Source organism: Kitasatospora sp. NPDC093550, assembly GCF_044764985.1.
Classification (GTDB): Bacteria; Actinomycetota; Actinomycetes; order Streptomycetales; family Streptomycetaceae; genus Kitasatospora.
This window is the reverse complement of record NZ_JBIWJF010000002.1, coordinates 60651-86279: the sequence shown is the minus strand read 5'-3', so window position 1 is coordinate 86279 and position 25629 is coordinate 60651. Positions and strand designations below refer to the sequence as shown.

The following is a 25629-nucleotide window of genomic DNA, read 5'->3' as shown; positions in this document are numbered from 1 at the left end:
AGTCCCGCCGTCCGGGGGGCAGTCAATCTGGCACCCGACATCAGGAGTTGAGAAGGCCGAACCCGATCCGAAAATATGTCTCGGGACCGTTTCCAGCCGCCATGACGCACGCTGCCACAATCCACCGATCCAGCACGGCCCGGGAAGCGAAAACCCCGCCGCCGCTGCCAGCGGAGGCGGGGAGGTGAGTCAACCTTCCGGGAGGGCGAGAGCGAGCACCCGGTCCGGCAGTACGGCGGCCGACGCCTGTGGGAGGACTTCGAGCAGGCCCTCGCCTGGTGGCACGAGGCGGGCGAGCCCGGCATCCAGCGCCTCGGACTGACCGTCACCCCGGACGGCTGGCACGCCTGGCTCGACGAACCGGCCCAGGCGGTCTGACCGGCCGGCCCGCGCGGCAAAGGCCGTTGCCCGCCGTCGGGCCCCGTGAGAGCATCGGGCCTCAGCGGTCCGTCCCTTCTGGTTCGCGTGTCCACGCGGACGACGGGAGACGGACCGTTGCCATGTCCAAGGTTCCGAGCAAGCGCCGGGATCCGCGAACGACGGGTACGGTTTGATGCACACCACAGCGCCGACGGAGGCCCGCATCGAGGATGCGGGCAACGTCCTGGTCGCGCCTTCGACGGTGCACGATCACGATGTCGCCAGGGAGTTCTTCGGGTCCGTCGTCACGCCGGAGGAGCTTGCCTCCGGCTCGCCGGACCTCGCGGGGAGGACCGTCTACCTCTGGGGCGATGCGTCCGGGGCCGACGGGCGCCGACTGCGGTCGGCTGACCGGGTGTTCGTCGTCCGGGAGCTGTCGCCCGGTCACCACGAGGACACCGAGGACATCGAGGGCATCGAGGACAGCCAGGGCATCGGGGACGTCGTCGGCCTCGGCCGGGTGCCGCTCCGGGTGCACGGCGTCGGCGTGTTCTACCCCCGCTTCTTCGGGCTCGACGCCGACCACTTCGGGCGGATCCGCGCCGAGCACGCGTTCCAGGACCTGACGGAGTCCACCAAGCCCGGAAAGGCCCATCGGACCGGGATCTACCTGACGCCCGTCACCCAGGACGGGGACGAACTGCACTTCCGTCTGCTCCGGTGCTCCACGAACCTCTCGGGGCCGACCGAGGGCTTCCGCCCGACCGACCGCGACATCGTGGACGCCCTGAACCGCGAGGCCGCCGCCGTCTTCCGGAACCACGCGCCACTGAACCACGTCCTCGCGCAGACCTACCACAACACCCTTGCCACGGCTGAGCGCAAGCAGTCCAAGGCCAAGATCTCGTCGCACGCCGACAAGACCAAGGACATGCCCGCCAACGGCGTCATGGCCTTCTGCACCTTCTACGACGGGCTCGACAAGCTGCAGCCGCTGGCCGGGGACTCCTTCGACTACGGGGTGGGGAAGGCCAGCGGGCTGACCAGGCTCCACTTCCGTCTCAAGGATCCGACCGGAGAGCTCGACGGAGCCGCTCTCCCCGCGCAGTTCACCGTGACCCTCTATCCCGGCTCCGTCCTCTTCATGCCGCTGTCCACCAACCGCCTGTACACGCATGAGATCCGGCCCGGTGCGCTGGACGCCGGGCTGCTGCCGACCCGCCTGGGGTACGTGGTGCGCTGTTCGAGCGCCGAAGCCGTCCACAAGGACGGCCGGACCTTCCTCAAGGCGGGCGGGGAGCTGGTGCGGCTGGGGCCGCCCACACCGGAGGGCATGGACGAGCTGCGCAGGCTGTACGCCGAGGAGAACCTGACCTCGTCCTTCATCGACTACGGCGAGGGGTTCCTCTTCAGCATGAACTCGGGAGACTACCTTGCCCCCCGCGTCTAGGATTTCGGACCGGGTCCTCTCCTGCGCCCTGCCGCGCGAGGGTGACCTCTTCGCGGAGCTCACCGCGGCGACCCGCTGGGAGGACGTGGGGAAGGGCCGACGGGGCGCCGTGCTCACCAGGGTCGACGAGGCGGGCGACGCGCCCCTCGTCCGGACGACCACCCGGTACGGCACCCCGGCGCAGCGGTTCCGGGCGGTGCACGAGCGGCTGGCGCAGCGGGTCCGGGAGCGCGCGGCGCTTCCGGTCGGCTTCAACAACGCCCTCATCGAGACCTACACGGACGCCTACCGGACCATGGGCAGCCATTCCGACCAGGCCCTCGACCTGGCCGACGGGTCGTTCATCGCCGTCTTCTCCTGCTACCGGCATCCCGACGCGGGCCCGCCGAGGAAGCTGGTCTTCGAATCGAAGGAGGACGACGGCGAGACCTTCGAGGTCCCCCTCCACGACCACGGCGTCGTGGCGTTCTCCGTCGGCTCCAACCGGCGGCTCCGGCACAAGATCGTGCTGGACGCGCCCGCCCCCGCGGCGGACAACGCGTGGCTGGGCGTGACCTTCCGGACGTCGAAGACCTTGGTTCGCTTCCGCGACGGACATCCGCACCTCCCCGACGGCGCCCGCCTCGTGCCCGCCGACGAGGAGCAGCGGCAGGAGTTCTACCGGCTGCGGCGCCGCGAGAACCGGGAGACGGACTTCGGCTACCCCCCGCTGACGTACACCATCAGCGAGAGCGATCTGCTGCCGCCCGTCTGACCCCGGCAGCCGACCGCCGGGGTCCGGATCCGCGCGCCTGGTCCGAGGTCAGGCCGGCTCCTGCTCGGCCTCCACCTGGGCGTTCCACTCGCGCTTGGCCGCCCGCCAGGCTTCGTCGTTCTGGCCGAAGCGCCAGTAGCCCGAGGCGGACAGCCGCTCACGCGGAACGCCGTGCTCCAGGCGCAGTTGGCGCCGCAGCTCCTTCACGAAGCCCGCCTCCCCGTGGACGAAGGCCGACACCGTCCCGGCGGGGAACTCCAGCGCGCGGACGGCTTCGACGAGGGCCTCGCCGACCGGGCGATCGCCGCGGTGCAGCCAGGTGAGCTCGACGGCGGCGGGCGAGACGATCTTCTGTTCCTCCGCGGCGTCGGCGACCTCGATGAAGGCGTGCACCACGGCACCGGCCGGCATCCGCTCCAGGGACGCCGCGATCGCGGGCAGCGCGCTCTCGTCGCCGGCGAGCAGGTGCCAGTCGGCGTCCGCTTCCGGGGCGTAGCCGCCGCCGGGGCCCAGGATGCGCACCGTCTCCCCCGGCTGCGCCCGGGCGGCCCAGGGCCCGGCCAGGCCCTCGTCGCCGTGCACGACGAAGTCGACGGTCAGTTCGCGCAGCGTCGGGTCCCAGGCCCGCACGGTGTAGGTGCGGGTGACCGGCCACTGCTCGCGCGGGTACTCCTCGCGGATCCGCGCCAGGTCGAACGGCTCCGGGTAGGTCGTGTTCGCGGGTGCGAAGAGCACCTTGACGTAGTGGTCGGTGAATTCGGTGGCGTCGAAGTCGTCCAGCCCTTCGCCGCCGAGGACCAGGCGCACCATGTGCGGCGTGATCCGTTCGGTGCGCAGCACCCGCGTCTCGCGGGCGCGCGGCGTCCTGCGGGTCGGCTGATCGGTCATGGGGTCCCCCGGTCATGTCGTCAGATCGATCAAACGGTTAGGCTTGCCTAAGTTAGCAGGTCCGGCCTGCGGACGGATCCCACCCCGGGGCGACGTCGATCAGCGGCCGCCGGCCGGGTGGTGGACGCTGAGGTCGCCGTGCGCCCGCAGGGCGCCGGCCAGGTCGCCGGGCCCGTCCCGCAGCACGGCGTCCAGGAAGGCCAGGGTGGCCGCGGCGACGACCCGGGGACTCCCGGTGCGGCCCAGGGAGCCGACGATCGAGGGCACGGGCGGCAGGTAGAGCGGGCCGTCCATGAAGGTGAGGTGCGCGGCGCCGGGGATGGTGAGCCGGTAGCTCGTCGCGCTGCCGGCCTGCAGGGCCTCGGTGAGGCGGGACAGGTAGCGCGGGTCGGTTCCGGGGGTGACGGCCTGGGTGAGCGCGAGCGTCGGCTGGACGAGGGCGGGCGAGGCGGGGCCGTGCGGGTAGCCGTCCAGGTCGATGACGGCGCGGAACCGGCGGTCCTGCCGGGCCGCTTGGAGGGCGGCGGCGCCGCCCATGGAGTGGCCGGTCACCGCGACCCGGCCGGTGTCCAGGCATCCGGTCAGCGGGTCGGATCCCTCGCCCCGGTCCAGGCGTTCCAACTGGCCGAGGACGAAGCCGAGGTCGGCGGCCCGGACGGCCGTCCAGCCGGCCGCCAGCTCCTCGTCCTTGTCCGGGTCGCCGCTGGAGGAGGTCTCGGTGGTGATCGTCCGGCCGTCGGTGAGCAGGACGGCGGCGGAGTCGTACGGGTGGTCGAGGGCGGCCACCAGGTAGCCGTGGCTGGCCAGTTCCTCCGCCCAGGCGGTGTTCTGGGTGCGCACCCCACCCGACCCGGGTGAGAACAGCACGACGGGGAACCGGCCCCCGCCGCCGTCCACCGGCGCGTCGAACACCGCGTGGGAGTGGGCCCGCGGCACACCGTCGACCAGGAAGCCCGGCAGGCCCACCCCCCGGGCGAGGGCCTCGGAGACGGTGCGCGCCTCCTCCTCCGTACGGCCGAGGTACTGGGCCCGCGGCGTGTCCGCGGGGCTCTTCCGCGCGGGGTACCAGAGCTGGACCACGACCGTGCGCCGGTCGTCCGGGTCGGCGGTGAAGGTCTCCGGGCGGCCCTGGTCGGTCCACTGCACCACCCTGGTGCCGACCGCGAACTCGCCGGTCGGCTCGGGGAACCGGGGCACGGGAAAGGCCCAGGCGGCCACCGGGGCCGTGGCGATCAAGCCGACGCAGGCGAGCGATCCCGGCAGCGCAAGCCACCAGCGGGCCCGCCACGACGGCCGGCCGGTACGGCGTCGCAGCAGCGGGGCGACGGCGAACGGCGATGCCAGGGCGGCGCCGGCCGGCACGGGCAGCAGCTGCCAGCGGATCCCCGTGACGGCCAGCACCAGCACGGACAACAGCAGCACCGCCCCCGCCGCGATCGTGACGCGCGGGCGGGCGGCCGGTGGAAGCCAGCGTGCCACCACCAGGGCGAGGGCGGCCGACAGGGCGAGGATTTCCGGAGGGGACATGAACAGTCCCGCGATGTTCTCGGTCACCCGGCCATGCTCGGCGCCGGGCACGCACCGTCACATCGGCCACGGGTCGCCCTCGCCGCGCCCCAGGCTGCGACCGGGGTCGGCCTCGCCTCGCCCCAGGCTGCGACCGGGGTCGTCATCCGTTGCGGCCTCCGTACGACCTGGGCAGCAGTCGAGCACACCGGACCACCGGCCGCTCTGCGACCACGGGAGGTAGCGGGGCTCCTCCTGCGGTCGTACCCCGGCCCGGGGCCATCCGCCGCTGGGCGCATGTGCGGAGACGACCCCACCGCCTACCGTGACAGGGCCGCGCCCCGGGTAGCGCGAGGCATGACACCGAATCGACGAGGACCACGTGATGACCGAGGCCGCCACGGCACCCGGCGCCCCCCAGCACCTCCGGGACCGGGCACGGTGGGCCACGACGGCCGCCGGCCGCTGGAGCTCCCGACTGCCCTCCACGGCCTGGGACTCGCTCCTGTCGGCCCTCCTCCTCGTCAACGTCGTGACCACGCGCCCGGCGCAGGAGCTGCCGCTGCCCCTGGCCCTCACCGCCGCCCTCACCCTGCCGCTGCTGTGGCGGCGCCGGGCCCCGCTCACGGTGTTCGGCACCGTGGCGGCCACGGCCTTCGCCCAGTGGCTGCTCGGCATCCAACTCCCGGCGGACGTAGCCCTGTTGGTGGCCCTGTACGCGGTGGCCGCGCACGCGGGTCACGGGCGCCGCCGGTACGACACGCTGATCGCCGCCGCCGTCGTCGAGGCGGGGGTCCTGCTGGCCTGCCTGCGCTGGACGACGGACGGCGCGTTCCTGACCCCCTTCGTCGCGGTCACCGCGACGACCGTCGCCGCCGCCGTCCTCGGGGTCAACGTGCGGACCACGCGCGCCTACCTCGCGGCCGTCGAGGATCGGGCCGTACGGCTGGAGCAGGAACGGGAGCGGCAGGCACGACTGGCCGTCGCCGAGGAGCGGACCCGCATCGCCCGCGAGATGCACGACATCGTCACCCACAACCTGTCCGTGATGGTCGCGCTCACCGACGCCGCCGTCTACGCCCAGCACCGGTCGCCCGACCGGGCCACCACCGCGATGCTCCGGATCTCCGAGACGGGCCGGCAGGCCCTGACCGACATGCGGCGCTCCCTGGGCGTCCTGCGCACCGACGAACCGGACGCGGCGCGCCACCCCCTGCCCGGCATCGCCCAACTGGCCGCCCTCGCCGACCAGATGGGGGCCGCCGGGCTGCCGACCCGGCTCGCCGTCCACGGCCCGCACGCCCACGTACCCGCCACCGCCCAACTCACCGTCTACCGCCTGGTCCAGGAAGCCTTGACCAACACCCTCAAGCACACGCCCGCCGGCACCCACGCGAAGGTCCTGGTCCGGTGCACCACCGGGACCGTCGCCGTCGAGGTCACCGACGACGGCCCCCGCGCGCCGCGTCCCGCCGCCGTCCCACCGTCCGGCCACGGCATCCCCGGCATGCGCGAGCGCGCGGCCGCCTACGGCGGAACGCTCGCGGCAGGCCCGCTCCCGGGCGGCGGCTGGGGAGTCCGCACCCGTCTCCTCCTCGACAGCGGCGGAGCGGCGTCCGCATGACCATCCGCATCCTGATCGCCGACGACGAGGCGCTGCTCCGCATGGCCTTCAGCACCGTCCTGGACGCCCAGCCCGACATGGCACCGGTCGGCGAGGCCGCGGACGGCGCCCAAGCCGTCCGCCTCGCCCGGGAGTTGCGCCCCGACGTGGTCCTGATGGACGTCCGGATGCGCCCCCAGCCTGGCGGCCGGGAGGTGCCCCCAGGGACGGACGGGATCGAGGCGACCCGCCAGGTCATCGAGGTGTCCCCGCGGAGCAGGGTGCTCATCCTCACCACCTTCGACCTGGACGAGTACGCCTTCGCCGGGCTCAAGGCCGGAGCCTCCGGCTTCCTGCTGAAGAACACCAGGCCCGAGGAGCTCCTCACCGCGATCCGCAACCTCGCCGCCGGCGACGCGGTGCTCTCCCCCCGGATCACCCGCCGCCTGCTGGAGGACCTCCGCCCGCACATCCCCGGCGGCCCGGACGCCCCCGGCGCCCGCGGCCGCGCCCGCGCCCGCGGCGAACGCGAGCAGCAGGACGAACGCGACGAGCGGCTCGCCCGGCTCAGCGCCCGCGAACGCGAGGTGCTGGTCCAGGTGGGCCGCGGCCTGTCCAACACCGAGATCGCCGCCGCCCTGTACCTCGCGGAGGCGACCGTGAAGTCCCATCTGGGGCGGATCCTGCACAAGCTCGAACTCCGCGACCGCATCCAGGCCGTGGTCTTCGCCTACGAGAACCGTCTCGTCGAGCCGTCCTGACGCCCCAGCGCCCGAAGACGCGTCACCACGCCGTGGATCCCGTCCTGACCTCGGATCCCGGTGGCGAGCCGGTCGGTCGCGAGGCGGTACTCGGAGCGGTGCAGGGACTGCTGCAGGAGGCGGGTGAGGCGGTCGGCGGTGAGACGGCGCAGCGGAAGGGCGGCGGGTGCCGCACCGAGGGCGGTCAGCCGGGACGCCCAGTAGGGCTGGTCCACCCTGACGGGGACGGGCAGGGTGAGGGTGGCCGCGCCGAGGGAGGCGTGGGTGGTTCCGGGGCCGGCGTGGTGCACGGCGGCCCGCACCCGGGGGAAGAGCCAGTCGTGCGGGCATTCGCCGATGGTGAGCACGTCGTCCGCGTCCTCCCCGTGGAGGCCGGCCCAGCCGGACTGGACGACGGCGCGCACCCGCAGCCTCCGGGCGGCGCTGACGATGGCGCGGCTGAGGTGTTCGCCGTCGATCCGGTTCATGCTGCCGAAGCCGAAGGAGACCGGGGCCGGTCCGCTGTCGAGGAAGTCCCGGAGCCGGGCGTCCGGCTGCCAGCCGGGTGGGCGGGCCGCCGGCCAGTACCCGGTGGTCACGTGCCCCGCGGGCAGGCGGAAGCCGGGCGGCAGGAGGGCGTCGCTGATCCCGTAGAGGACCGGCCGCTCCCGCAGGGTGCGCAGCACGCGGGTCGCCTGACGCACCGGCGTCCCGAGGCTGCCGGCCAGCCGGGTGAGCGCGGGTGCGTACATCGGGTGGAGCAGCGCCTTCGCGGCGGTGTCGGCGGCGAGGTGCTGCCTCCAGGGCAGGGCCGACATCAGCCGTGGGAGGACCATGGCGTGCGAGACGGTGTACACCCCGAGGCAGGGCAGGCCCAGCCCGTCGCCGATGACCGCGCAGAGGGGGTGCAGCAGCGGGTGCGCCAGGAGGACGTCCGCCCCGTCGTCGGCTGCTTCCAGCAGGGTGCGTGCCGCCGTGCCGGCGATGTCCTGGCCGTTGCGCAGCCGCTCGCGCCAGGGCTTGTGCCGGGCCATCAGCTCTTCCTGGTGGTCCAGCGGCATGCTGCGCACGGGCAGGCCGTGCTCGGCGAAGCGCGGCGCGTGGCGGCGGGAGGTGGCGACGGTGACGTGGTGGCCGGCGTCCCTGAGCCCGAGGGCCAGGCCGGTGTAGGGGGCGATGTCGCCGGTGGTGCCCCAGGTGGCGAGGAGGACGCGCAGCGCGTCGTCCGGTGGCGGGTTCACGGTGGCTCGGTGCTCCCGGGTGGCAGGGGTGTCGGGCGTGAGTGTCGGGGGCGGATCGTTGCGGCGGCGGATCGTTGCGGGGGCGGATCGTTGCGCGGGCTCAGGGCCGCAGGACTGTGGTGCCCGGCGTGGTCAGCGGCTGCCCGTGCAGGAAGCGGCTGATCAGGTCGGCGAAGTCGCGGTCGCGTTCCATGTGGAGCAGGTGGTCGGCGTCGTCCATGACCGCGAAGGTCACGTCGGTGATGGTGTCGGCCACGGCGCGGTTGTCGTCGACACCGGTGATGGTGTCGTGTTCGCCGACCCCGACGAGCGCGGGTGTGTGCCGGATTCCGCCGGGCGGCAGCAGGCCGTCGAGTAGGAGGTGTCCGCGCTCGCGGACGTAACGGACGAGCGGGTCGTGCGGAGAGGACGTCAGCTGGTTCAGCAGGACCCGGGCGGCGGCCCGGATCTCCAGGACCTGCCGACCGGCCCGGGGGTTCGTCAGCAGGCCGACCAGCCGCTCGGCGGCTTCCCGGTGGGAGCCGAGGGGGGTCCCGAGGCGGTCCGCCCGCGCGGCGTGCGCTCCTTCCCGGGCCTCGTGGCCGCGGAGGGCGGCTTCCCGGCGCAGCCCCTCGTGGATCAGGGCCGTCAGGCGGGCTCCGGCGCGCGGCGCGGCGCCGAAGATCATCAGGTGGCTGACCCGGGACGGGTGGCGCTGGGCGAGTCGGTAGGCGACCGGGTAGCCGGAGGAGACGCCGAGGGCGGCGAACCGCTCGATCCCGAGGTGGTCCGCGGCCCGGAGCGCGGCACCGGTCAGGTCGTCCCAGCCGAGATCGGCGTGCCCCCGCCCGGGCGTACGGGCGGGCGGCAGGTCGGGGATGAGCAGCGGGTGCCGGTCGGCGAGGTGGCGCTCCAGCCGCGCCCAGGAACGGCGGTCCTGCAGGCCGCCGCCGAGCACCAGCAACGGAGCCGCGTACGGTCCGGTGCCGGGGGTGACGAGCCGGCAGGGGTAGGTCGTGCCCCGCCAGGGGACGAGGTGGTCCTCCGCGGTGGTGGCGGTGCGGGGCGGGGCCGTCATGCGGTGGCCCGCCGGTGGCCCTCGATGAACTCGGCCAGCTCGGCGATCGTCGAGGTGGCGGACAGTTCGGATTCCCTGATGACCAGGCCGTGGTCCTCCTCCAGGATCATGGCGAGGATGGCCACGGCCATGGAGTCGACGCCCGCTTCGGCGAGGGTCGCCCCGGGGGTGACCGGACCAGCCGGCAGCGCGGCCTTGTGGGTGAGGACGTGGATGACGGTGGTGAGCATGTCCGGCATGGGACCGGGCCCTCCCGAGTGGCGTGTCAGGGACGAAGAGTGAGGTTGTGTCTTGGGCGAAGGGTGAGGTGGGATCAGGGGCGCAGGGCGAGGTGCTGCGGCCAGGTGACGGTGGTCGCGGCCCAGGACAGGCCGCTGCCGAAGGACACCAGGACGGTGCGCTGACCGGGGGCCAGGGAGCCCTGCGCGGCCGCGTGGGCCAGCAGCAGGGGCACCGACGCCGCGGCGGTGTTGCCGACGGTCTCGATGTTGGTGGGCATCCGCTCCACGGGGAAGTCCAGGTCGGCGGCGACCGCGCGCATGATGGTCGCGTTCGCCTGGTGGGCGACGAGGACGTCGACCTCGTCCAGGGTCCAGTCGGCGGCCGCGACCGCCGCCCGTACGGCGTCGCTCATGCGGCGCACGGCCTGCTTCAGCACGTCGCTCCCGCTCATCCGCAGGAAGAGCTCGCCGCGCTTGTCGACGGGCAGACGCTGCCGGGCGCCGCCCGCCGGAATGGCGATGATGTCCGCCATGGTGCCGTCGCTGCCCCACACCGTCGGGCCGAAGGTCGGCGCCTCGCCCGGTCGGGCGGCCCGCAGCACGGCGGCTCCGGCGCCGTCGCCGAACAGCGGCGCGGTGGTGAGGTCGTCCGGGTCGACCATGGCCGAGGCGCTCTCCGCGCCGATGACCAGCACGCTGCGCGCGCTCGCGGAGCTGATCAGCCCGCGGGCGAGTTCACAGGCGTACAGGAAGCCGGAGCAACCGGCGTTGAGGTCGAACGCGGGGATGCCGGTCAGGCCGAGCAGGGACGCCACCTCGGGGGCACCGGCGGGGCAGAGCCGGTCGGGCGTGGTGGTCGCGAGGATGAGCGCGTCGGCCTCGCCCGCCCCGGCCGAGTCGAGGGCCCGGCGGCCGGCCTCCGCGGCGAGATGGACGGTCGCGGTGCCCGGGGTGACCCGGCGCCGCTGGGCGATGCCGATGCGGCGGTGCACGAAGGCGGCCGTCTGCGGTGTCATGACCTGGCTGTTGTCCACCACCGTCGGCGGGAGCCAGCTGCCGAGTCCACACAGCACGGTGTGCGTCAAGTCCCCTCCTGGAGAGCCTTCCTGGGCGGCCGGGGGGCCGCGGTGATCGGGAACCGTTCAGTCGGCCGTCGCGGTCACGGCCGCGTGCGCGCGCGGGACGGGCGGTGGCGGCGCCGGGTCGGCGAGCAGATAGGGCAGCGCGGCGGTGGGCCGGCCGGTGAAGTGACGCATCACCAAGTCGGCCGCCTCCCACTGCCGTTCCATGAAGACCCAGTGGTCGGCTTCCGGGATGACGGCGAAGCGGCTGTCGCCGACGGTGGTGGCGAACTCGCGCTGCTCGGCCGCGGAACTGATGGTGTCGTGCTCCCCGCAGAAGACCAGGGTGGGCACCCCGTCCAGCCGGCCCACCGGGTCCAGGTTCTCGATCACCGACCGCTCCATCGTGGCGAATCCGTGGGCGGTGCCGCTCACGGCCCGCAGCGTCAGCCGCCGCACCAGCCGGTGGACGACGTCCCGGTTGCGGACGGGCGCCCTCCCCTGCGGGCACAGGAACATCTCCATGAGTACGTCCACGAGGCCCTCGGCGTCCCCGGCGGCCATCCGCTCCGCGCCGCGCCACCACAGCGCCGTCAGCCGGTCGCCGATCCGCACCGGCATGCCGCCCAGCGCGAGCCGGGCGATGCGCTCGGGGCGGCGCTGTGCGCAGCGGTGGGCGACCGCGGCGCCGAAGGAGTAGCCGAGCAGGTTGACGCGGTCGGCCCCGAGGTCGTCGAGCAGGGCCTCCACGACCTCGCACATCGTCTCCATCCCCTGGTCCGGGCGCAGCGGCGTCGACTCGCCCGCGCCCGGCAGGTCCACGGACACCAGGTCCCCGAAGGGCAGGACGTGCTGCTGGAGGACGGACCAGCCGTTCATGCCCTGCAGCACTCCCCCGATCGCGAGGACCGGCGGGATCGACGGGGCGTCGGCCCGGACCACCTGGTACGAGAACGACAACCCGTCGTGGGTGAGCCTGCGGACGGTCACTCCGCTCATGGTCTTCCTCCAACCGATCACGGGCACGACGGCCCTGCCCGAGCCGATCAGCCGCGCGCGGCCACGCGCTCCGGGGCGGCGCCCGAGCCGGCCAGCGCGGCCTCGACCAGATCCGCGGTCTCCCGCAGCGTCAGCCGGCCGGTCGCGTCCGAGTCGTCCAGCTGGACGCCGTAGTGGTCGGAGAGCGTGACGAACAGCTCCACCTGGGCGATGGAGTCCAGCGCGAGGTCGGAGAAGCACGCCTCCGGGGTCAGCTCCTGCAGCGGCACGTCGAAGGCCTGCGCCAGGTAGCCGGTGATGAAGTCCAGCGGTCGCCGGTCGAACATGTCCATGGGTCTGCTTCCTTCCGTTCCTTCTCGGTCAGTGCCTTCTGGATCGCGGGCCCGGATCTCCCGGGTCCGGGACCTGCCGAATCAGGGTCCGCCGAACCTGTGTCCGCCGAACCTGGGTCCGCCAGAGCGGGGACCGCCGGATCGGGGACCGCCGAACCTGGGACCGCCGGGTCAGCGTTCGCCGGATCAGGACACCGGCGGGATGTCCGGCCAGGTCATCGCCACCGCACCCCACACCGCGCCGCCCCCGAAGGCGGTCAGCAGCGCGCGGGCCCCCGCGCCGACGGACTTCTGCCGCACCACGTCGTCCATGACCAGCGGGATCGAGGCGGACGAGGTGTTCCCGACCTCGCGGATGTTCCCCAGCCGAGCGGACGGGCGGACCCCGACGAGGTCGGCCACCTTGTCGAGGATGCGCTGGTTCGCCTGGTGCCCGACGAACGCCTCGACGTCCTCCGCCTCCCAGCCGACCGCCGCCAGCGAGGACCGGGACACCTCCGTCATGCGCCGCACCGCGTGCGCGAACATCTGCGGCCCCTGCATCCGCAGACACCGCGCCCCGTGCCCCGCCGCCAGTCGGGTGTCCGGCCACCGGGCCCCGCCGGCCGCGATCACCGCCAGGTCCTTCTGCGTGCCGTCGCTCCCCAACTGGGCGGCCAGCACGGCGCCTGCCTCGTCGGCGGTCCCACGACGCAGCACGACGGCCCCGGCGCCGTCGGCGAAGACGACCGCCGTCCCCCGGTCCGCCATGTCCGTGATCGTCGACAGGGTCTCCGCACCGATCAGCAGCACGGTCTCCGCGGCGCCCGCCCTGATCCACGCGTCACCGGCCGCGACCGCGTACACGAAGCCCGAGCAGGCCGCCGCGATGTCGAAGGCCGGCACCGTACCGAGGCCCAGCTGCGCCGCGACCCACGGCGCCGTCGCCGGGGAGTGGTGGTCGGGGGTCGTCGTGGACACCACCACCAGGTCCACCTTCGCCACCCCCGCGCTGCGCAGCGCCCGCTGACCGGCCCGCACCGCGAGGTCCCCGGTGCTCTCCCCCGGCCCGACCCAGCGGCGTGCCTCGATCCCGGTCCTCGACCGGATCCACTCGTCGTCGGTCTCCAGCAGGGCCAAGGGCTCGTCGGTGTTGCGCACCACCCGTGACGGCAGGTGCGACCCCGTCCCGATGACCACTGCGGCCGGGCAAGCTGACAACACGTCCCCCTGGAAAAGGTCGTTGCGGGTCGAAACCCCCAGGAGTCTCCCGTCACCCGGCTCGACGAAGCCCCCTGTCGGACGGACTCGCCCCGCCACTCACACCACCGGGGGGTGCCCGCTACGCCGTCCGGCCGCATCCGGGTTTACGGCCCGCGCGGCCAGGGGGTCACGACCGGGACGAAACCGGCCTGACCCGCGAGGGCGTGCGCCGCGGAGCTACTCCCAGAGCCCGGAGCAGCTGTATCCGGTGGTCGACCTCTCCGGCCCGGTCCTGATGTGGAAGCTGGTGATGTGCCCGTGGCAGATGCTGCCGTCGGGAGCGACCTCCAGCAGCGACGCATCGACGAGGAGCCGGTTGACCTCCCGTCCCTCGGCCTCGGTGATGCGCCGGAGGAACGCGCGCGGGCCCTTGTGGAACTCGTCCCAGTCCTCCTCGGTGAACTCGACCTCCCAGAACTCGATCTGGTGGTCCTCCCCCTGGTACCTGGGCACGAACGCGGCCATGGTCGATCACCCCGCGATCGTCGTGAACGGTCCCGCAGTTCCAGGCTTCCGCTCGCCGACTCTCCCTGCAACCGCGGTCACACGGGGTCACCGATGAGCGCCGCCGCTCCGGGACCGGCCGCCTGACGACCGCACCGACCTGCGACCGACAGCCACCACCAGCGCAGACCCGCCGCCTCGTCACGACGTGCGGCTGGCCTGACCAGGGCCCTAGAGCGCCAGGGTCTGCCAGCCCCGGGTGATCCGGTCGTGGAGCGCGGCCGGGTCCGGGGCGCCCTGCGGGGCTTCCGCCAGGGCGGCCAGCAGGGCGGCGCCGTCGGCGGGGCGCTGCGCCGGGTCGAGGGCCAGCGCGCGGGTGACGACGGCGGCGAGCGCCGGGTCCAGGGCCGACACGGCCGCCATCGCCGCCGGTTCGGGGCCGGTCTCCACGATCCGGCGGATCACCGCGCCGGTGCTGGTCGCCGCGAACGGGCTGGCGCCGTGCGCCGCGCACACCACGCAGCACGCCCAGGCCCAGACGTCCGCCGCCGTACCGACCCGCTCGTCACCGAACTGCTCCGGCGCCATGTACGTCAGGGTGCCGGGGCCGCCGCCGGTCATGGTGAGCCGGGTGCCGTCCACGATCGCCGCGATGCCGAAGTCGAGCAGGCGCGGGCCCGCCGTGGTCAGCATGACGTTGGCCGGCTTGAGGTCCCGGTGCACCAGCCCGAGCCGGTGCACGCCGGACAACGCCACCGCGAGCGCCAGGGCCAGGGAGCGCAGCGCCTCCGCCGAGCGGATCGGCCCCTGCTCGCGCAGGTGGGCGTCGAGCGGCCGGCCGTCCAGCAACTCCATGGCCAGGTAGGGCCGTCCGGCGTCGACCCCCGCGTCGAGCACCCGCGCGGTGTAGGCGCCCGGCACCATCGCGAGCACCTCGGACTCACGCTGGAAGCGCCGCAACAGCTCGGTGTCGCCGAGGAGTTCGAGGTTGATGGTCTTCAGCGCGACCTGCGTCGCCGAGCCCTGCCGCTGGGCCAGGTAGACGGTGCCCATGCCGCCGGAGCCGATCCGGCCGAGCAGCTGGTAGCCGCCGATGGTACGCGGCTCGTGCGGGCTGAGCGGCTGCCCGACGGGCGGCACGAACGGCTGGACGGGCGGCTGCGCGGGCGGCTGCACCGGCGGGCCGGCCGGGACGTGCTGCGTCGGAACGTACGGCGCGGGGACGTACGGCGCCGGGACGTACGCCGGCGGCGGGGTGGCCGGTGCCGCCGCGGCCACCGGGGCGGCCGGGGCGGCCGGTACGCCGGCACCCGACACGGGGACGACCGGCTCGTGCCGCCTGCTGGTGACGGTCGCACCGATCTGGAACAGCAGCACGGCGAAGACCAGCCAGTACGGCAGTGCGAACACCCCGAGCAGCGCGCGCAGGGCGAGCATGCCGTAGATCCGGCGCCAGATGGCAGGCGCCGAGCGGACCTCCGTCGGCATCCGGACCGTCATCAGGTTGCGCTGGGTCAGGAACCAGAACAGCAGCCAGAGCACCAGGGCCGAGATCACCGGGACGAGGTACCAGAGCCTCGCCGTGTGCAGGGCCATGTGCGAGTCCATGCCCAGGTAGCGCGCGTTGTCGGTGTCGATCGGCTCCCGCATGATCCGCAGGGTGTGGGAGTCACCGAGGAACAACAGGGCTTCCACCCCGGCCGCGAAGGCCAGCCCCACCGCCGGCGCCGCGATGAACGGCGCCCGGCTGACCGCCGCGCCCGCCCCCACGGCCGCCGCCGCCCGCTGCCGCGTCGCCCGCTGCACCCACAGCAGCACCGGAAGCGTCACCACCCGCACCACCAGCAGCACCAGCAGGAGGACCACCGGTCCCACCATGGCGACTATCTGCATGTCTCCCCCTCGGCCGAACGCGCACACGGAGTATAGGGGCGCCGACGAGCACCCGTCCGCCGCCTGAATCCCCCGGGTCCAACCCTGCCCAGCGCCCCAGGTCAGCCGCCTCGAACACCGCCCGGCGCTGGGCCATCCGGTTGTTCTTCGTCCGACCCGACGGGCTGGTACGCGGCCGCTCGCCCGACCACCCGGGCACGATGCAGGCTGCACACGCCCGATCGGACCGAGGAGACCAGTTGTTGCCGCGTGGGAATGGACGGCCCGGATCGACGCACCCCAGGAGACCACGGCGACGCCTCGGGCCGACAGGAGTCCACGCCTGGACGACACTTCCCGCGCTGCCGACCCCGCGGAACGGTCTTGCGGCGGCGACCACCACCTGCCCGCCCGGCGAGACCGGCACCTGCGTCTACGCCTTCGGCGGCTTGGCCGCCGGCAACGTCGTGGGAACGCTGGAGGCGCTCGACCCGCCCGAGGGCGATCCGTCCCCCTGACCCGCCGAGGCCGGGAACCTTCACGCCTCCGCGAAGTGATCAGCCCGGTGCCACGGTCTCCGCACAAGCCCATGCCGGTGCCGTGCCCGCCCCGAGGGACCCCGGGGCGGGCACGGCACCCCGTGTGGACACTGTGCCGGAGGAACCGCCATGGCCCGGAGTTCGGCAAACGGTCCGCCGCCAGGCCCCACGCCCGGGCGGCGAACCGTTTCCTCGCAGCTCACGCTAGGTGCGGCCGAACGCCCGTCCGCCCGCGTTGACGCGTCCTTGACGCGGCCGGGGGCCGTCTTGACGAGGCGTTCACGCGGGCGTCCGTCCGGGCGGACCGGCCGGCACGGTGCGTCAGGGACCGCGAGCTCTCCGGGTGGGACCGTCGGTCCGGCCGGTCAGAGCTTCTCCGGCTCCGGGACGCCGTTCCTGGGGGTGGGCTCGCCGCGCCGGACAGCGCCGGGCGCCCGCCGGGCGGGGTGGTCGGCCCGGGGAGCCGACGAGAGCTGCCAGGGCACGCTGATCACCATGACGCCCGGGGTGAACAGCAGCCGGCTCTTCAGCCACAGCGCCGACTGGTTGTGCAGGAAGTGCTCCCACCAGTGCCCGACCACGTACTCCGGGATGAACACCGCGACCGCCTCGCGCGGGTTGTTCCGGCGGCACTCCCGCACGTACTGGACGACCGGCTTGGTGATCTCCCGGTACAGCGAGTCCAGCACCTTCAGCGGGACGGCGACGTCGAACTCCTCCCACCGCGCGGCCAGCTCCCGGGTGTCGTCCTTCTCCACCGCGACCGTCACGGCCTCCAGCGAGTCCGGCCGGAACGCCTGCGCGTAGCCGAGCGCCCGCAGCGTGGCCTCGTGCAGCTTTGCCACCAGGACGCCCGGACCAGGCTCGGGCCCCGGGTCATCCCCGGCTCGGGTCCGGCTCAGGCGGTCCGGCCGACGAGCTGGTCGGCGAGCCTGGCGAGGCGGCTCGGGTGCCGTGACGGCGGCGTTGTCGACCGGCAGGTCCAGCGGAGGGTAGTGCCTCACCACCGTGCCGGAGCAGCCCGGCGGCCTCGGCGAGGCGGGTGAAGTCGGCGGCCGGTTCGACGAGTCGGTCCCGCCGGGCGCCGACCGCGACCAGTCGCTCGACGGCGTCCCCGGCCTCGGCGGGGCGTTCGAGCGACGGGGCGGTCGCCTACCAGGGATCCGCCGGCACCGCAGGCGGATCACGTCGAATCGACGGACTCCGCCGCCCCCGTGGCGAGTCACCCGCGCCGAGCCGCTACCGTGGGTGGCTTCCCTCCCCCGCCACCAGGAGTGCCTCCCCGTGTCCGACAGCTTCGCCCACCTGCACGTCCACACCGAGTACTCGATGCTGGACGGGGCCGCCAAGAACGGCAAGCTGTTCGCCGAGGCCGAGCGGCAGGGCATGCCCGCGATCGCGATGAGCGACCACGGCAACATGTTCGGCGCCTACGAGTTCTTCCACGCCGCCGCCAAGACCGGCGTGAAGCCGATCATCGGCATCGAGGCCTACGTCGCCCCGGGCTCGCGCTTCCTGAAGAAGCAGGTGTTCTGGTCCCCCGGCGGCCAGCGTCCGACCGGCGCCGACGGCGAGGGCGGCAAGGACGTCTCCGGCGGCGGCCGCTACACCCACATGACCATGTGGGCGCAGAACGCGACCGGCCTGCGGAACCTCTTCAAGCTCTCCTCGCTCGCGTCGATGGAGGGCTACTACATGAAGCCCCGCATGGACCGCGAGCTGATCGCCGCCAACGCCGGCGGCATCATCGCCACCACCGGCTGCCCCTCCGGCGAGGTGCAGACCCGGCTGCGGCTCGGCCAGTACGACGAGGCGGTCAAGGCCGCCGGCGCCTACCAGGACATCTTCGGCAAGGAGAACTACTTCCTGGAGCTGATGGACCACGGCCTCTCCATCGAGCAGGACGTCCGCGAGGACCTGCTGCGCCTCGCCAAGCAGCTGAACATCCCGCTGCTCGCCACGAACGACTCGCACTACGTGACCGCCGACCAGGCGGACGCCCACGACAGCCTGCTCTGCGTCGGCGTGGGCAAGAACAAGGACGACCCGAACCGGTTCAAGTTCCAGGGCACCGGCTACTACGTGAAGACCGCCGCCGAGATGCGCGAGCTCTTCCGCGAGCTGCCGGAGGCCTGCGACAACACGCTGGCGATCGCCGAGCGCGTGGAGTCGTACGAGGAGGTCTTCACCTACGTCGACCGGATGCCGCAGTTCGACGTGCCCGAGGGCGAGACCCAGGCGTCGTACCTGCGCCAGAAGATCGCCGCCGGCCTGCAGCACCGCTACGGCGACAACCCCAGCCAGGAGGTGCTGGACCGGATCGAGCTGGAGATGGGCGTGATCACCCCGATGGGGTTCGACGCCTACTTCCTCGTGGTCGCCGACATCTGCCAGTACGGCCGGGACAACGGCATCCCGGTCGGCCCCGGCCGAGGTTCGGCGGCCGGCTCGATGGTCGCCTACCTGACCGGGATCACCCAGCTGGACCCGCTCGAGCACGACCTGCTGTTCGAGCGGTTCCTCAACCCCGAGCGCATCAACCCCCCGGACGTCGACATCGACTTCGACGACCGCCAGCGCGACCAGATGGTCCGCTACGTCACCGAGAAGTACGGCGCCGCGTACACGGCGCAGGTCAACACCTTCGGCACGATCAAGGCCAAGGCGGCCGTGAAGGACGCCAACCGGATCCTCGGCTACCCCTTCTCGATGGGGGACCGGATCACCAAGGCCATGCCGCCGGACGTCATGGGCAAGGGCGTCCCGCTGGCCGACCTCTTCAACGAGAAGCACCCCCGCTACAACGAGGGCACCGAGATCCGCGGGCTGTACGAGAACGAGCCCGACGTCAAGAAGATCATCGACACCGGCCGGGGCATCGAGGGCCTGATCCGCGGCACCGGCGTGCACGCCGCCGCCGTCATCCTCTCCTCCACCCCGCTGCTCGACCTGATCCCGCTGCACATGCGGGACAAGGACGGCGTGATCATCACCGGCTTCGACTACCCGTCGTGCGAAGCCATGGGCCTGATCAAGATGGACTTCCTGGGTCTGCGGAACCTGGGCATCATCGACCACTGCATCAAGATCGTGAAGGCCAACCGCGGCGTCGACGTCGACATCGAGAAGATCCCGATCGACGACCCCACCACCTACCAGCTGCTCGCCCGCGGCGACACCCTCGGCGTGTTCCAGCTCGACGGCGGTCCGATGCGCGCCCTGCTCAAGCTGATGAAGCCCACCGAGTTCGCCGACATCTCCGCCGTCTCGGCGCTGTACCGGCCGGGCCCGATGGGCATGAACTCGCACACCAACTACGCGCTGCGCAAGAACGCCCAGCAGGAGATCGTCCCGATCCACCCCGAGCTGGAGGAGCCGCTCAAGGAGGTCCTCGGCCCCACCTACGGGCTGATCGTCTACCAGGAGCAGGTCCAGCGAGCCGCCCAGGTGCTGGCCGGCTACTCGCTCGGCCAGGCCGACCTGCTCCGCCGCGCGATGGGCAAGAAGAAGAAGGAGGTGCTGGAGAAGGAGTTCGTCCCCTTCCACGCGGGCTGCAAGGAGCGCGGCTACTCCGACGAGGCCATCCAGGCCGTGTGGGACGTCCTCGTCCCGTTCGCCGGCTACGCCTTCAACAAGTCGCACTCCGCCGCGTACGGCCTGGTCTCGTACCAGACCGCCTACCTGAAGGCGAACTACCCCGCCGAGTACATGGCCGCCCTGCTGACGTCCGTCGCCGACGACAAGGACAAGATGGCGGTCTACCTGGCCGAGTGCCGGCAGATGGGCATCCGCATCCTCTCCCCCGACGTCAACGAGTCGGTGGTCGACTTCACCGCCGTCGGCAGCGACGTCCGGTTCGGGCTCAAGGCCGTGCGCAACGTCGGCGTGCCGGTGATCGAGTCGCTGGTGAAGACCCGGAAGGAGAAGGGCAAGTACACCTCCTTCGCGGACTTCCTGGACAAGGTCGAACTGGTGGTCTGCAACAAGCGCACCGTCGACTCCCTGGTCAAGGCCGGCGCCTTCGACTCGCTCGGCCACACCCGCCTGTCGCTGAGCAGCGTGCACGAGAGCGCGATCGACGCCGTCACCGGGCTGAAGAAGCAACAGGCCATCGGCCAGGACGACCTGTTCGGCGCCCTCACCGGCGGCGACGACGCCCCCGCGATCGGGCTCGACTTCCAGCTCACCGACAACGAGTGGCCGCGCCGCCAACTCCTCTCCCTGGAACGGGAGATGCTCGGCCTCTACGTCTCCAGCCACCCGCTCGACGGCGCCGAGCACATCCTCTCCCAGAACCGCGACACCTCGATCGCCGAACTCCTCGGCTCCGGCCGCTCCGAGGGCGAGGTCCGGCTCTCCGGCCTGATCACCGGCGTCGACCGGCGCATCAACAAGGCCGGCAACGCCTGGGCGATCATCACCCTCGCCGACCGCGACGGCTCGGTCGAGGTGCTGTTCTTCCCCGCGACCTACAACCTGATGGCCGATCAGATGGTCGAGGACAACGTGATCTCGGTCCGCGGCCGCCTCAACGAACGCGACGGCTCACTGAGCATCTTCGGCCAGGAGATCACCACCCTCGACGTCTCCTCCGCCGAACTCGGCACCAAGCCGCCCGTCCAGATCACCGTCCCCCTCGGCAAGATCACCCCCAACACCGTCGCCGAACTCAAGCTCGCCCTGCAGGCCCACCCGGGCGACGTCCCGGTCCGACTGCTGACCACCAACTGGGACAAGGACACCCTCTACGAGCTCGGCTACCAGGTGAACCCCGACAACGGCCTCGCCTCGGACATCAAGACCCTCCTCGGCAACCGTTCCTGGGCGGGCACCGCGTAACGACGGGGCACGGCGTAGCCGCGCGTCGGCGCGCGGCTACGCCGGCCCGGCCGGATGCTCGGGTTCGAGGACGAAGACCGGGATGACGCGCTCGGTCTTCTCCTGGTACTCGGCGTACGGCGGATACGCGGCGACGGCCCGTCGCCACCACCGCAACCTCTCGTCCCCGGTGAGCTCACGGGCCGTCATGCCCCGCCGCTCGGGCCCGTCCTGGAGCTCCACCCGCGGGTCGGCCTTGAGGTTGTGGTACCAGACCGGGTGCCGCGGGGAGCCCCCGTTGGAGGCCACCGCCGCGTACCGCCCCTCGTGTTCCACCCGCATCAACGGAATCTTGCGGATCCTCCCGCTCGTGGCGCCGCGCATCGTGACGATGACGACCGGCAGTCCGGTGTCCCAGAGCGTCGTGCCCCGGGTACCGCCCGAACTCTCGTACAGCTCGACCTGCTCGCGCACCCACTGCACCGGATGCGGCGCGTACTCGCCCTCAAGCGGCATCGCGTTCAACCCCGTTGTCCCGTACGGATGATGTCGGGACAGTCCAGCACAGAGCGCGCGCAAACGGGAGGACGGCGCACCGCCCCGACCACGCCGGCTGCGGCGCCCGCCACGACAGCGGAAGACGAGGCACCGCGGCTCGCTCGAACGAGTGACGCGCGGCCCTCCGCCCGGGACCCGACTCAGGCTGCCCGTCATCACGACGCCCGCGCCACGCCCGCGACCGACGTACCGGGCCGGTCCGGTGCCCGGCCGGCCGGAACTGGAGGACTTCGCCGCCGCGTTCGCCGCCGACGGCACCGGAGAGGAACGCAAGACCTTCCTCTCCTGCCGACGGCGGTGACCGCGGTGGTGGCGGCAGCCGCGCGGGGCACGTCCGTGCCGGTCCGCCGCCGGAAGGCTCCGGCACCGTAGGGTCCTCTCCGACGGGACGCGGCCGGCCGGTCTACCGGACCGGGGCGTCGGAAGGACGTCGGGCCGCGGGAAGTACGAGACGAGGGGCTGGCACGCCACATGCAACAGCGCAGTCTGCGGGACCTCCAGGTGTCGGCCATCGGCCTCGGCTGCATGGGGATGTCCGCCTTCTACGGCACGGCCGACCAGGACGAGGGCGTCGCGACCATCCGGCGCGCCCTGGAGCTCGGCATCACCTTCCTCGACACCGCACAGGTCTACGGGCCGCTCACCAACGAGTCCCTGGTCGGCGAGGCCGTCCGGGGGCACCGTGACGAGTACGTGATCGCCACCAAGTTCAACTACCGCATGGACGCAGCCGTTCCGGGCGACATGTCGACCGTGGGCCGCCAGGACGGCTCGGCCGAGCACGTCCGCGGCTCCGTCCACGGCTCGCTCACGAGGCTCGGCACCGACCACATCGATCTGTACTACCAGCACCGGGTGGACCCGAACGTGCCCATCGAGGAGACCGTCGGCGCGCTCGGCGAACTGGTCGCCGAGGGCAAGGTGCGGCACATCGGGCTGAGCGAGGCGAGCGGCGAGACCATCCGGCGCGCCAACGCCGTCCACCCGGTCACCGCCGTCCAGAGCGAGTACTCGCTCTGGACCCGGGACGTGGAGGCCGAGGTGCTCCCCACCTGCCGGGAGCTCGGCATCGGCTTCGTGCCGTACTCCCCGCTCGGCCGCGGCTTCCTCGCGGGCCGCTTCAGCTCCCCGGACGAGCTCGACAAGGACGACTTCCGCCGCACCAACCCGCGCTTCACCGACGCCAATCTGGCGGCCAACCTCCGGCTCGCCGAGAAGGTCAAGGAGATCGCCGCCGAGAAGGAGGTCACCCCGGCCCAGCTGGCGATCGCCTGGGTCCTGGCCCGCGGCGAGGACCTCGTGCCGATCCCGGGCACCAAGCGCCGCACCTACCTGGAGCAGAACGCCGGCGCGGTCGACGTCGTGCTGACCGCCGAGGACCTGGCCCGCATCGACGCCGAGCTGCCCGCGGTGGCGGGCGAGCGCTACGACGAGGACGGGATGCGGTCGGTGAACCGCTGAACGACCGCCCCTGCCCGGACGAACCCCGGACGGAGGGCGGCGGGTCCGCCTCGTAGGAGGGGGACCCGCCGCCGCGGGTCGTCAGGCACCCGGCCCCCGTGCCCGGGTACGCGCGGTCAGGACCGCTCGACGGCGGCCTTGATCCGTCGGCCGAAGTCGGGAGCGTCCTTGCGGGCCGCGCGGAGCGCCGGGCCGAGCAGGACCTTGCCGAGGCCGTGGCCTTCGAGCACGTTGAAGATCCGCACCCGGGTACGGCCGTCCGGCAGCGGTTCGAGGTCGTATCCGCCCTCGGCGGTGATCAGGTTCTTGCTCTGCTCGCTCCACCGGAGGGTGCGCGGCGCCTCCACACCGGTGATCCGGAACTCGCGCGAGGTCTTCAGCCCGGCGTCCTTCACGGTGCTGCGGAAGACCGTCCCGACGGCGGTCGGGCCGTCCGGGGTCTTCGTGATCGCCAGGACCCGGGGGCTGAACTCCGGGTCGTTGCGGCCGTCGGCGAGGTAGGCGAAGACCTCCTCCACCGGGCGGTCGACCTCGACCTCGGCCTCGAACAGTCCCGACATGTCGGCTCCTTACTGTGGCCCCGCAGACCGTTCACACCCGCCCAGGATTCCAGACGGTCCCGGCCCACGCCTCCCGACCGCAAGGGCTCACGACGCCCAGCGTCCCGGGACGCGGAAACGGCCCCGCCGGGGCGCCGGCAGCGCGGGGTCGGTGGCGGGTTGGGGGGCGGTCACCTGGACGGGGGTCAGCGTCCCTGGGCGGTGAGCGTCTCGGGGCGGTGGTCGTCGCCGTGCCAGGTGGGCCAGCCGAGCAGGCGGGGGCGTTCGGTGACCCAGGCGCGGGTGTCGGGGCCGATCTCGGTGTCGATGAGGTTCTCCAGCAGGCCGCGGTAGCGCTCGACGAGGTCGCGGTGGGCGGGGTCGGGGGCCAGGTTGTGCATCTCCGCGGGGTCCTGCTCGCGGTCGTAGAGGACGACGTCGTTGTCGGCCAGCAGCGCGTCGGTGTCGGCGGGGCGGTTGGGGTTCAGCGGGGAGAAGTAGCGGCCGAAGGTATAGCGCTCGTCGCTGTAGGCGCGCAGGAAGCCGCGCTTGCTCCAATCGGGGCGCAGGTCGCCGGAGGCGACGCGCTCGGGCGCGTCGGGGTCGGCGAACTCGAACCAGAACGAGGCGTCCAGGGTGGTGATGGACTCCACCGCGTTGAGGATGCCCTGGCGGACCGGGCGGCCGTGGACGACGGGCATCAGGGACTGGCCCTTCAGGGCCGGATGGCGGGTGGCCGTCTCGGCGGTGTCCAGTCCGGCGATCTCCAGCAGGGTGGGCGCGATGTCGACGGAGGAGGCGAGGGCCTCGGTGCGGCCGCCGCCGGCCACGTCGGGGTGGGCGAGGATGAACGGGACGTGGAAGTTCTCGTCGTAGACGAGGTTGCCCTTCTGGCGCAGTCCGTGGGAACCGGCCATCTCGCCGTGGTCGGAGGTGAAGACCACCACCGTACGGTCCGCCTGCCCGGAGGCTTCCAGTGCGTCCAGGACCAGCTCGGCGCTGCGGTCCACGTCGCGGATGGCGTTGAGGTAGAAGTTCAGGCCGTCGTACCAGTGCCGGTCGTCGGCGACCGGTCCGAAGACGGTGTCGATCATCCGGGCGTACTCGGCGATCGCGGGGGCCGCGCCGGTCAGGTCGTCGTGCAGGCTGGCCGGCAGGTCGAAGTCCCAGCGGCGCCGGTAGAGAGGGATGTTCGCGGCCGCGCGGGTGACGACGGCATGGGCGAGGCCGAAGGGGAGTCGGACCTGGGGACGGCCGCCGTAGTCGAAGCTCATGATGTCGTGCGGGTTGACGAAGTTGACGGCCATGAACCACGGCTGGTCCTCGGAGACGACCGGCGCACGGTTGCGCAGCCACTTCACGGCCTGGCCGGCGATGACCGGGTCGAGCTTGAGGCCGGCCCAGGCGCCGCCGTCGATGTCGCCCCAGTCGTTGAACTCGCTGAAGCCGTAGGGCTCCAGCGCGTCGGTGGTCGGTCCCGGCTTCTCCGCGGTGACGTAGCAGTTCGACAGGTGCCACTTGCCTTGGTAGGTGGTGTAGTAGCCGGCCTGGCGCAGCATGGTGCCGAGCGTGCCCAGCTGCGGGTCGAGCGGGCGGATGTAGGGCATGTTGTCGTTGTCGTAGATCTCGGTGAGCGGCAGGTGCTGGCCGGTATAGATGACCGAACGGGCGGAGCTGCACTGCGCGGAGGCGGTGTAGTACCGCTCGAAGGTGGTGCCGCGGGCTGCGATCCGCTCCCGTGCGGGCAGCGAGAATCCCTGCGGCCGGGGCAAGCGGACGCGTTCTTCGTCGGTGACGATCAGCAGGATGTTGGGGCGCTCGGTCATGCCCTGCCCTTCGCTCGTCTCGCGTCGGTCAGGCGGTGGGTGACCGCCTCCCGCGCGAACCGGTACGGATTCCGTCGAATCTAGGGCCGCGGACTCGTCGGGCGCCGCCACGACGCGA

20 protein-coding genes and 1 pseudogene are annotated in these 25629 nt (G+C 72.7%); 6 read left to right on the top strand and 15 right to left on the bottom strand.

Annotated elements, in window-relative coordinates; genetic code table 11:
* Window positions 1–553: 553 nt before the first annotated feature.
* Both ACIRD3_RS03565 and ACIRD3_RS03560 read left to right on the top strand, forming a co-directional pair.
* Window positions 554–1810: a hypothetical protein gene (locus tag ACIRD3_RS03565; RefSeq protein WP_402210995.1), complete on the top strand. Its 1257-nt coding sequence runs from the start codon at window positions 554–556 to the stop codon at window positions 1808–1810.
* Window positions 1794–2564: an alpha-ketoglutarate-dependent dioxygenase AlkB gene (locus ACIRD3_RS03560; protein WP_402210993.1), complete on the top strand. Its 771-nt coding sequence runs from the start codon at window positions 1794–1796 to the stop codon at window positions 2562–2564. Before ACIRD3_RS03565 ends, ACIRD3_RS03560 begins: the two co-directional genes overlap by 17 nt.
* 48 nt (window positions 2565–2612) lie before the next feature.
* Here ACIRD3_RS03560 and ACIRD3_RS03555 read toward each other — a convergent pair whose 3' ends face one another.
* Both ACIRD3_RS03555 and ACIRD3_RS03550 read right to left on the bottom strand, forming a co-directional pair.
* Window positions 2613–3452 (bottom strand): siderophore-interacting protein, encoded by an 840-nt coding sequence (locus ACIRD3_RS03555; protein ID WP_402210990.1) that lies wholly within the window; start codon window positions 3450–3452, stop codon window positions 2613–2615.
* A 99-nt stretch (window positions 3453–3551) separates the two neighbouring features.
* On the bottom strand, window positions 3552–4979 hold the full coding sequence (locus tag ACIRD3_RS03550) for an alpha/beta hydrolase family protein (RefSeq protein ID WP_402211937.1): 1428 nt from the start codon (window positions 4977–4979) through the stop codon (window positions 3552–3554).
* Between the two features lie 364 nt (window positions 4980–5343).
* On the opposite strand from ACIRD3_RS03550, the gene ACIRD3_RS03545 reads away from it, so the two are divergent.
* Window positions 5344–6582: a sensor histidine kinase gene (locus ACIRD3_RS03545; RefSeq protein WP_402210987.1), complete on the top strand. Its 1239-nt coding sequence runs from the start codon at window positions 5344–5346 to the stop codon at window positions 6580–6582.
* Window positions 6579–7322, top strand: coding sequence for a response regulator (locus ACIRD3_RS03540; protein WP_402210984.1), 744 nt, complete (start codon window positions 6579–6581; stop codon window positions 7320–7322). The genes ACIRD3_RS03545 and ACIRD3_RS03540 overlap by 4 nt, the downstream gene beginning before the upstream one ends.
* Here ACIRD3_RS03540 and ACIRD3_RS03535 read toward each other — a convergent pair.
* From ACIRD3_RS03535 to ACIRD3_RS03490, 10 genes and pseudogenes are all read right to left on the bottom strand, one after another.
* Window positions 7292–8542: a glycosyltransferase gene (locus tag ACIRD3_RS03535; protein ID WP_402210981.1), complete on the bottom strand. Its 1251-nt coding sequence runs from the start codon at window positions 8540–8542 to the stop codon at window positions 7292–7294. The two genes, ACIRD3_RS03540 and ACIRD3_RS03535, sit on opposite strands and share 31 nt — an antisense overlap.
* 100 nt (window positions 8543–8642) lie before the next feature.
* The gene (locus ACIRD3_RS03530) at window positions 8643–9599 is read right to left on the bottom strand and encodes an alpha/beta fold hydrolase (RefSeq protein WP_402210978.1); all 957 of its coding nucleotides are present in this window, start codon (window positions 9597–9599) and stop codon (window positions 8643–8645) included.
* Window positions 9596–9829, bottom strand: a complete 234-nt coding sequence (locus ACIRD3_RS03525; RefSeq protein ID WP_402210975.1) for an acyl carrier protein — start codon at window positions 9827–9829, stop codon at window positions 9596–9598. The genes ACIRD3_RS03530 and ACIRD3_RS03525 overlap by 4 nt, the downstream gene beginning before the upstream one ends.
* 83 nt (window positions 9830–9912) lie before the next feature.
* The gene (locus ACIRD3_RS03520) at window positions 9913–10905 is read right to left on the bottom strand and encodes a beta-ketoacyl-ACP synthase 3 (protein WP_402210973.1); all 993 of its coding nucleotides are present in this window, start codon (window positions 10903–10905) and stop codon (window positions 9913–9915) included.
* A gap of 57 nt (window positions 10906–10962) precedes the next feature.
* On the bottom strand, window positions 10963–11880 hold the full coding sequence (locus tag ACIRD3_RS03515; RefSeq protein ID WP_402210971.1) for an alpha/beta fold hydrolase: 918 nt from the start codon (window positions 11878–11880) through the stop codon (window positions 10963–10965).
* 47 nt (window positions 11881–11927) lie between these two features.
* Window positions 11928–12212: an acyl carrier protein gene (locus ACIRD3_RS03510; protein ID WP_402210968.1), complete on the bottom strand. Its 285-nt coding sequence runs from the start codon at window positions 12210–12212 to the stop codon at window positions 11928–11930.
* A 186-nt stretch (window positions 12213–12398) separates the two neighbouring features.
* Complete coding sequence (locus ACIRD3_RS03505) at window positions 12399–13352, bottom strand: beta-ketoacyl-ACP synthase 3 (protein ID WP_402210966.1); 954 nt, start codon at window positions 13350–13352, stop codon at window positions 12399–12401.
* Window positions 13353–13631: 279 nt separating this feature from the next.
* Window positions 13632–13919: a hypothetical protein gene (locus tag ACIRD3_RS03500; RefSeq protein WP_402210964.1), complete on the bottom strand. Its 288-nt coding sequence runs from the start codon at window positions 13917–13919 to the stop codon at window positions 13632–13634.
* Between the two features lie 210 nt (window positions 13920–14129).
* On the bottom strand, window positions 14130–15791 hold the full coding sequence (locus ACIRD3_RS03495) for a serine/threonine-protein kinase (protein ID WP_402210961.1): 1662 nt from the start codon (window positions 15789–15791) through the stop codon (window positions 14130–14132).
* Between the two features lie 883 nt (window positions 15792–16674).
* Window positions 16675–17160: pseudogene (locus ACIRD3_RS03490) on the bottom strand (DNA-binding protein); the annotation flags it as partial.
* A 433-nt stretch (window positions 17161–17593) separates the two neighbouring features.
* Here ACIRD3_RS03490 and dnaE point away from each other — a divergent pair.
* Window positions 17594–21148 (top strand): DNA polymerase III subunit alpha, encoded by a 3555-nt coding sequence (gene dnaE, locus ACIRD3_RS03485; protein WP_402210958.1) that lies wholly within the window; start codon window positions 17594–17596, stop codon window positions 21146–21148.
* Window positions 21149–21184: 36 nt separating this feature from the next.
* On the opposite strand, the gene ACIRD3_RS03480 is transcribed toward dnaE, so the two are convergent.
* Window positions 21185–21643: a nitroreductase family deazaflavin-dependent oxidoreductase gene (locus ACIRD3_RS03480; protein ID WP_402210955.1), complete on the bottom strand. Its 459-nt coding sequence runs from the start codon at window positions 21641–21643 to the stop codon at window positions 21185–21187.
* A gap of 513 nt (window positions 21644–22156) precedes the next feature.
* Here ACIRD3_RS03480 and ACIRD3_RS03475 point away from each other — a divergent pair.
* The gene (locus ACIRD3_RS03475; RefSeq protein WP_402210952.1) at window positions 22157–23146 is read left to right on the top strand and encodes an aldo/keto reductase; all 990 of its coding nucleotides are present in this window, start codon (window positions 22157–22159) and stop codon (window positions 23144–23146) included.
* Window positions 23147–23262: 116 nt separating this feature from the next.
* Here the strand turns inward: ACIRD3_RS03475 and ACIRD3_RS03470 are convergent, their stop codons facing one another.
* Together ACIRD3_RS03470 and ACIRD3_RS03465 are read right to left on the bottom strand one after the other, a co-directional pair.
* Entirely contained in the window at window positions 23263–23706 is a 444-nt protein-coding gene (locus tag ACIRD3_RS03470; protein ID WP_402210951.1) for an SRPBCC family protein, read from the bottom strand.
* 185 nt (window positions 23707–23891) lie between these two features.
* Window positions 23892–25511 carry a sulfatase-like hydrolase/transferase gene (locus tag ACIRD3_RS03465; RefSeq protein ID WP_402210948.1) on the bottom strand — a complete coding sequence of 540 codons (1620 nt, stop codon included), beginning with the start codon at window positions 25509–25511 and terminating at the stop codon, window positions 23892–23894.
* Window positions 25512–25629 lie beyond the last annotated feature (118 nt).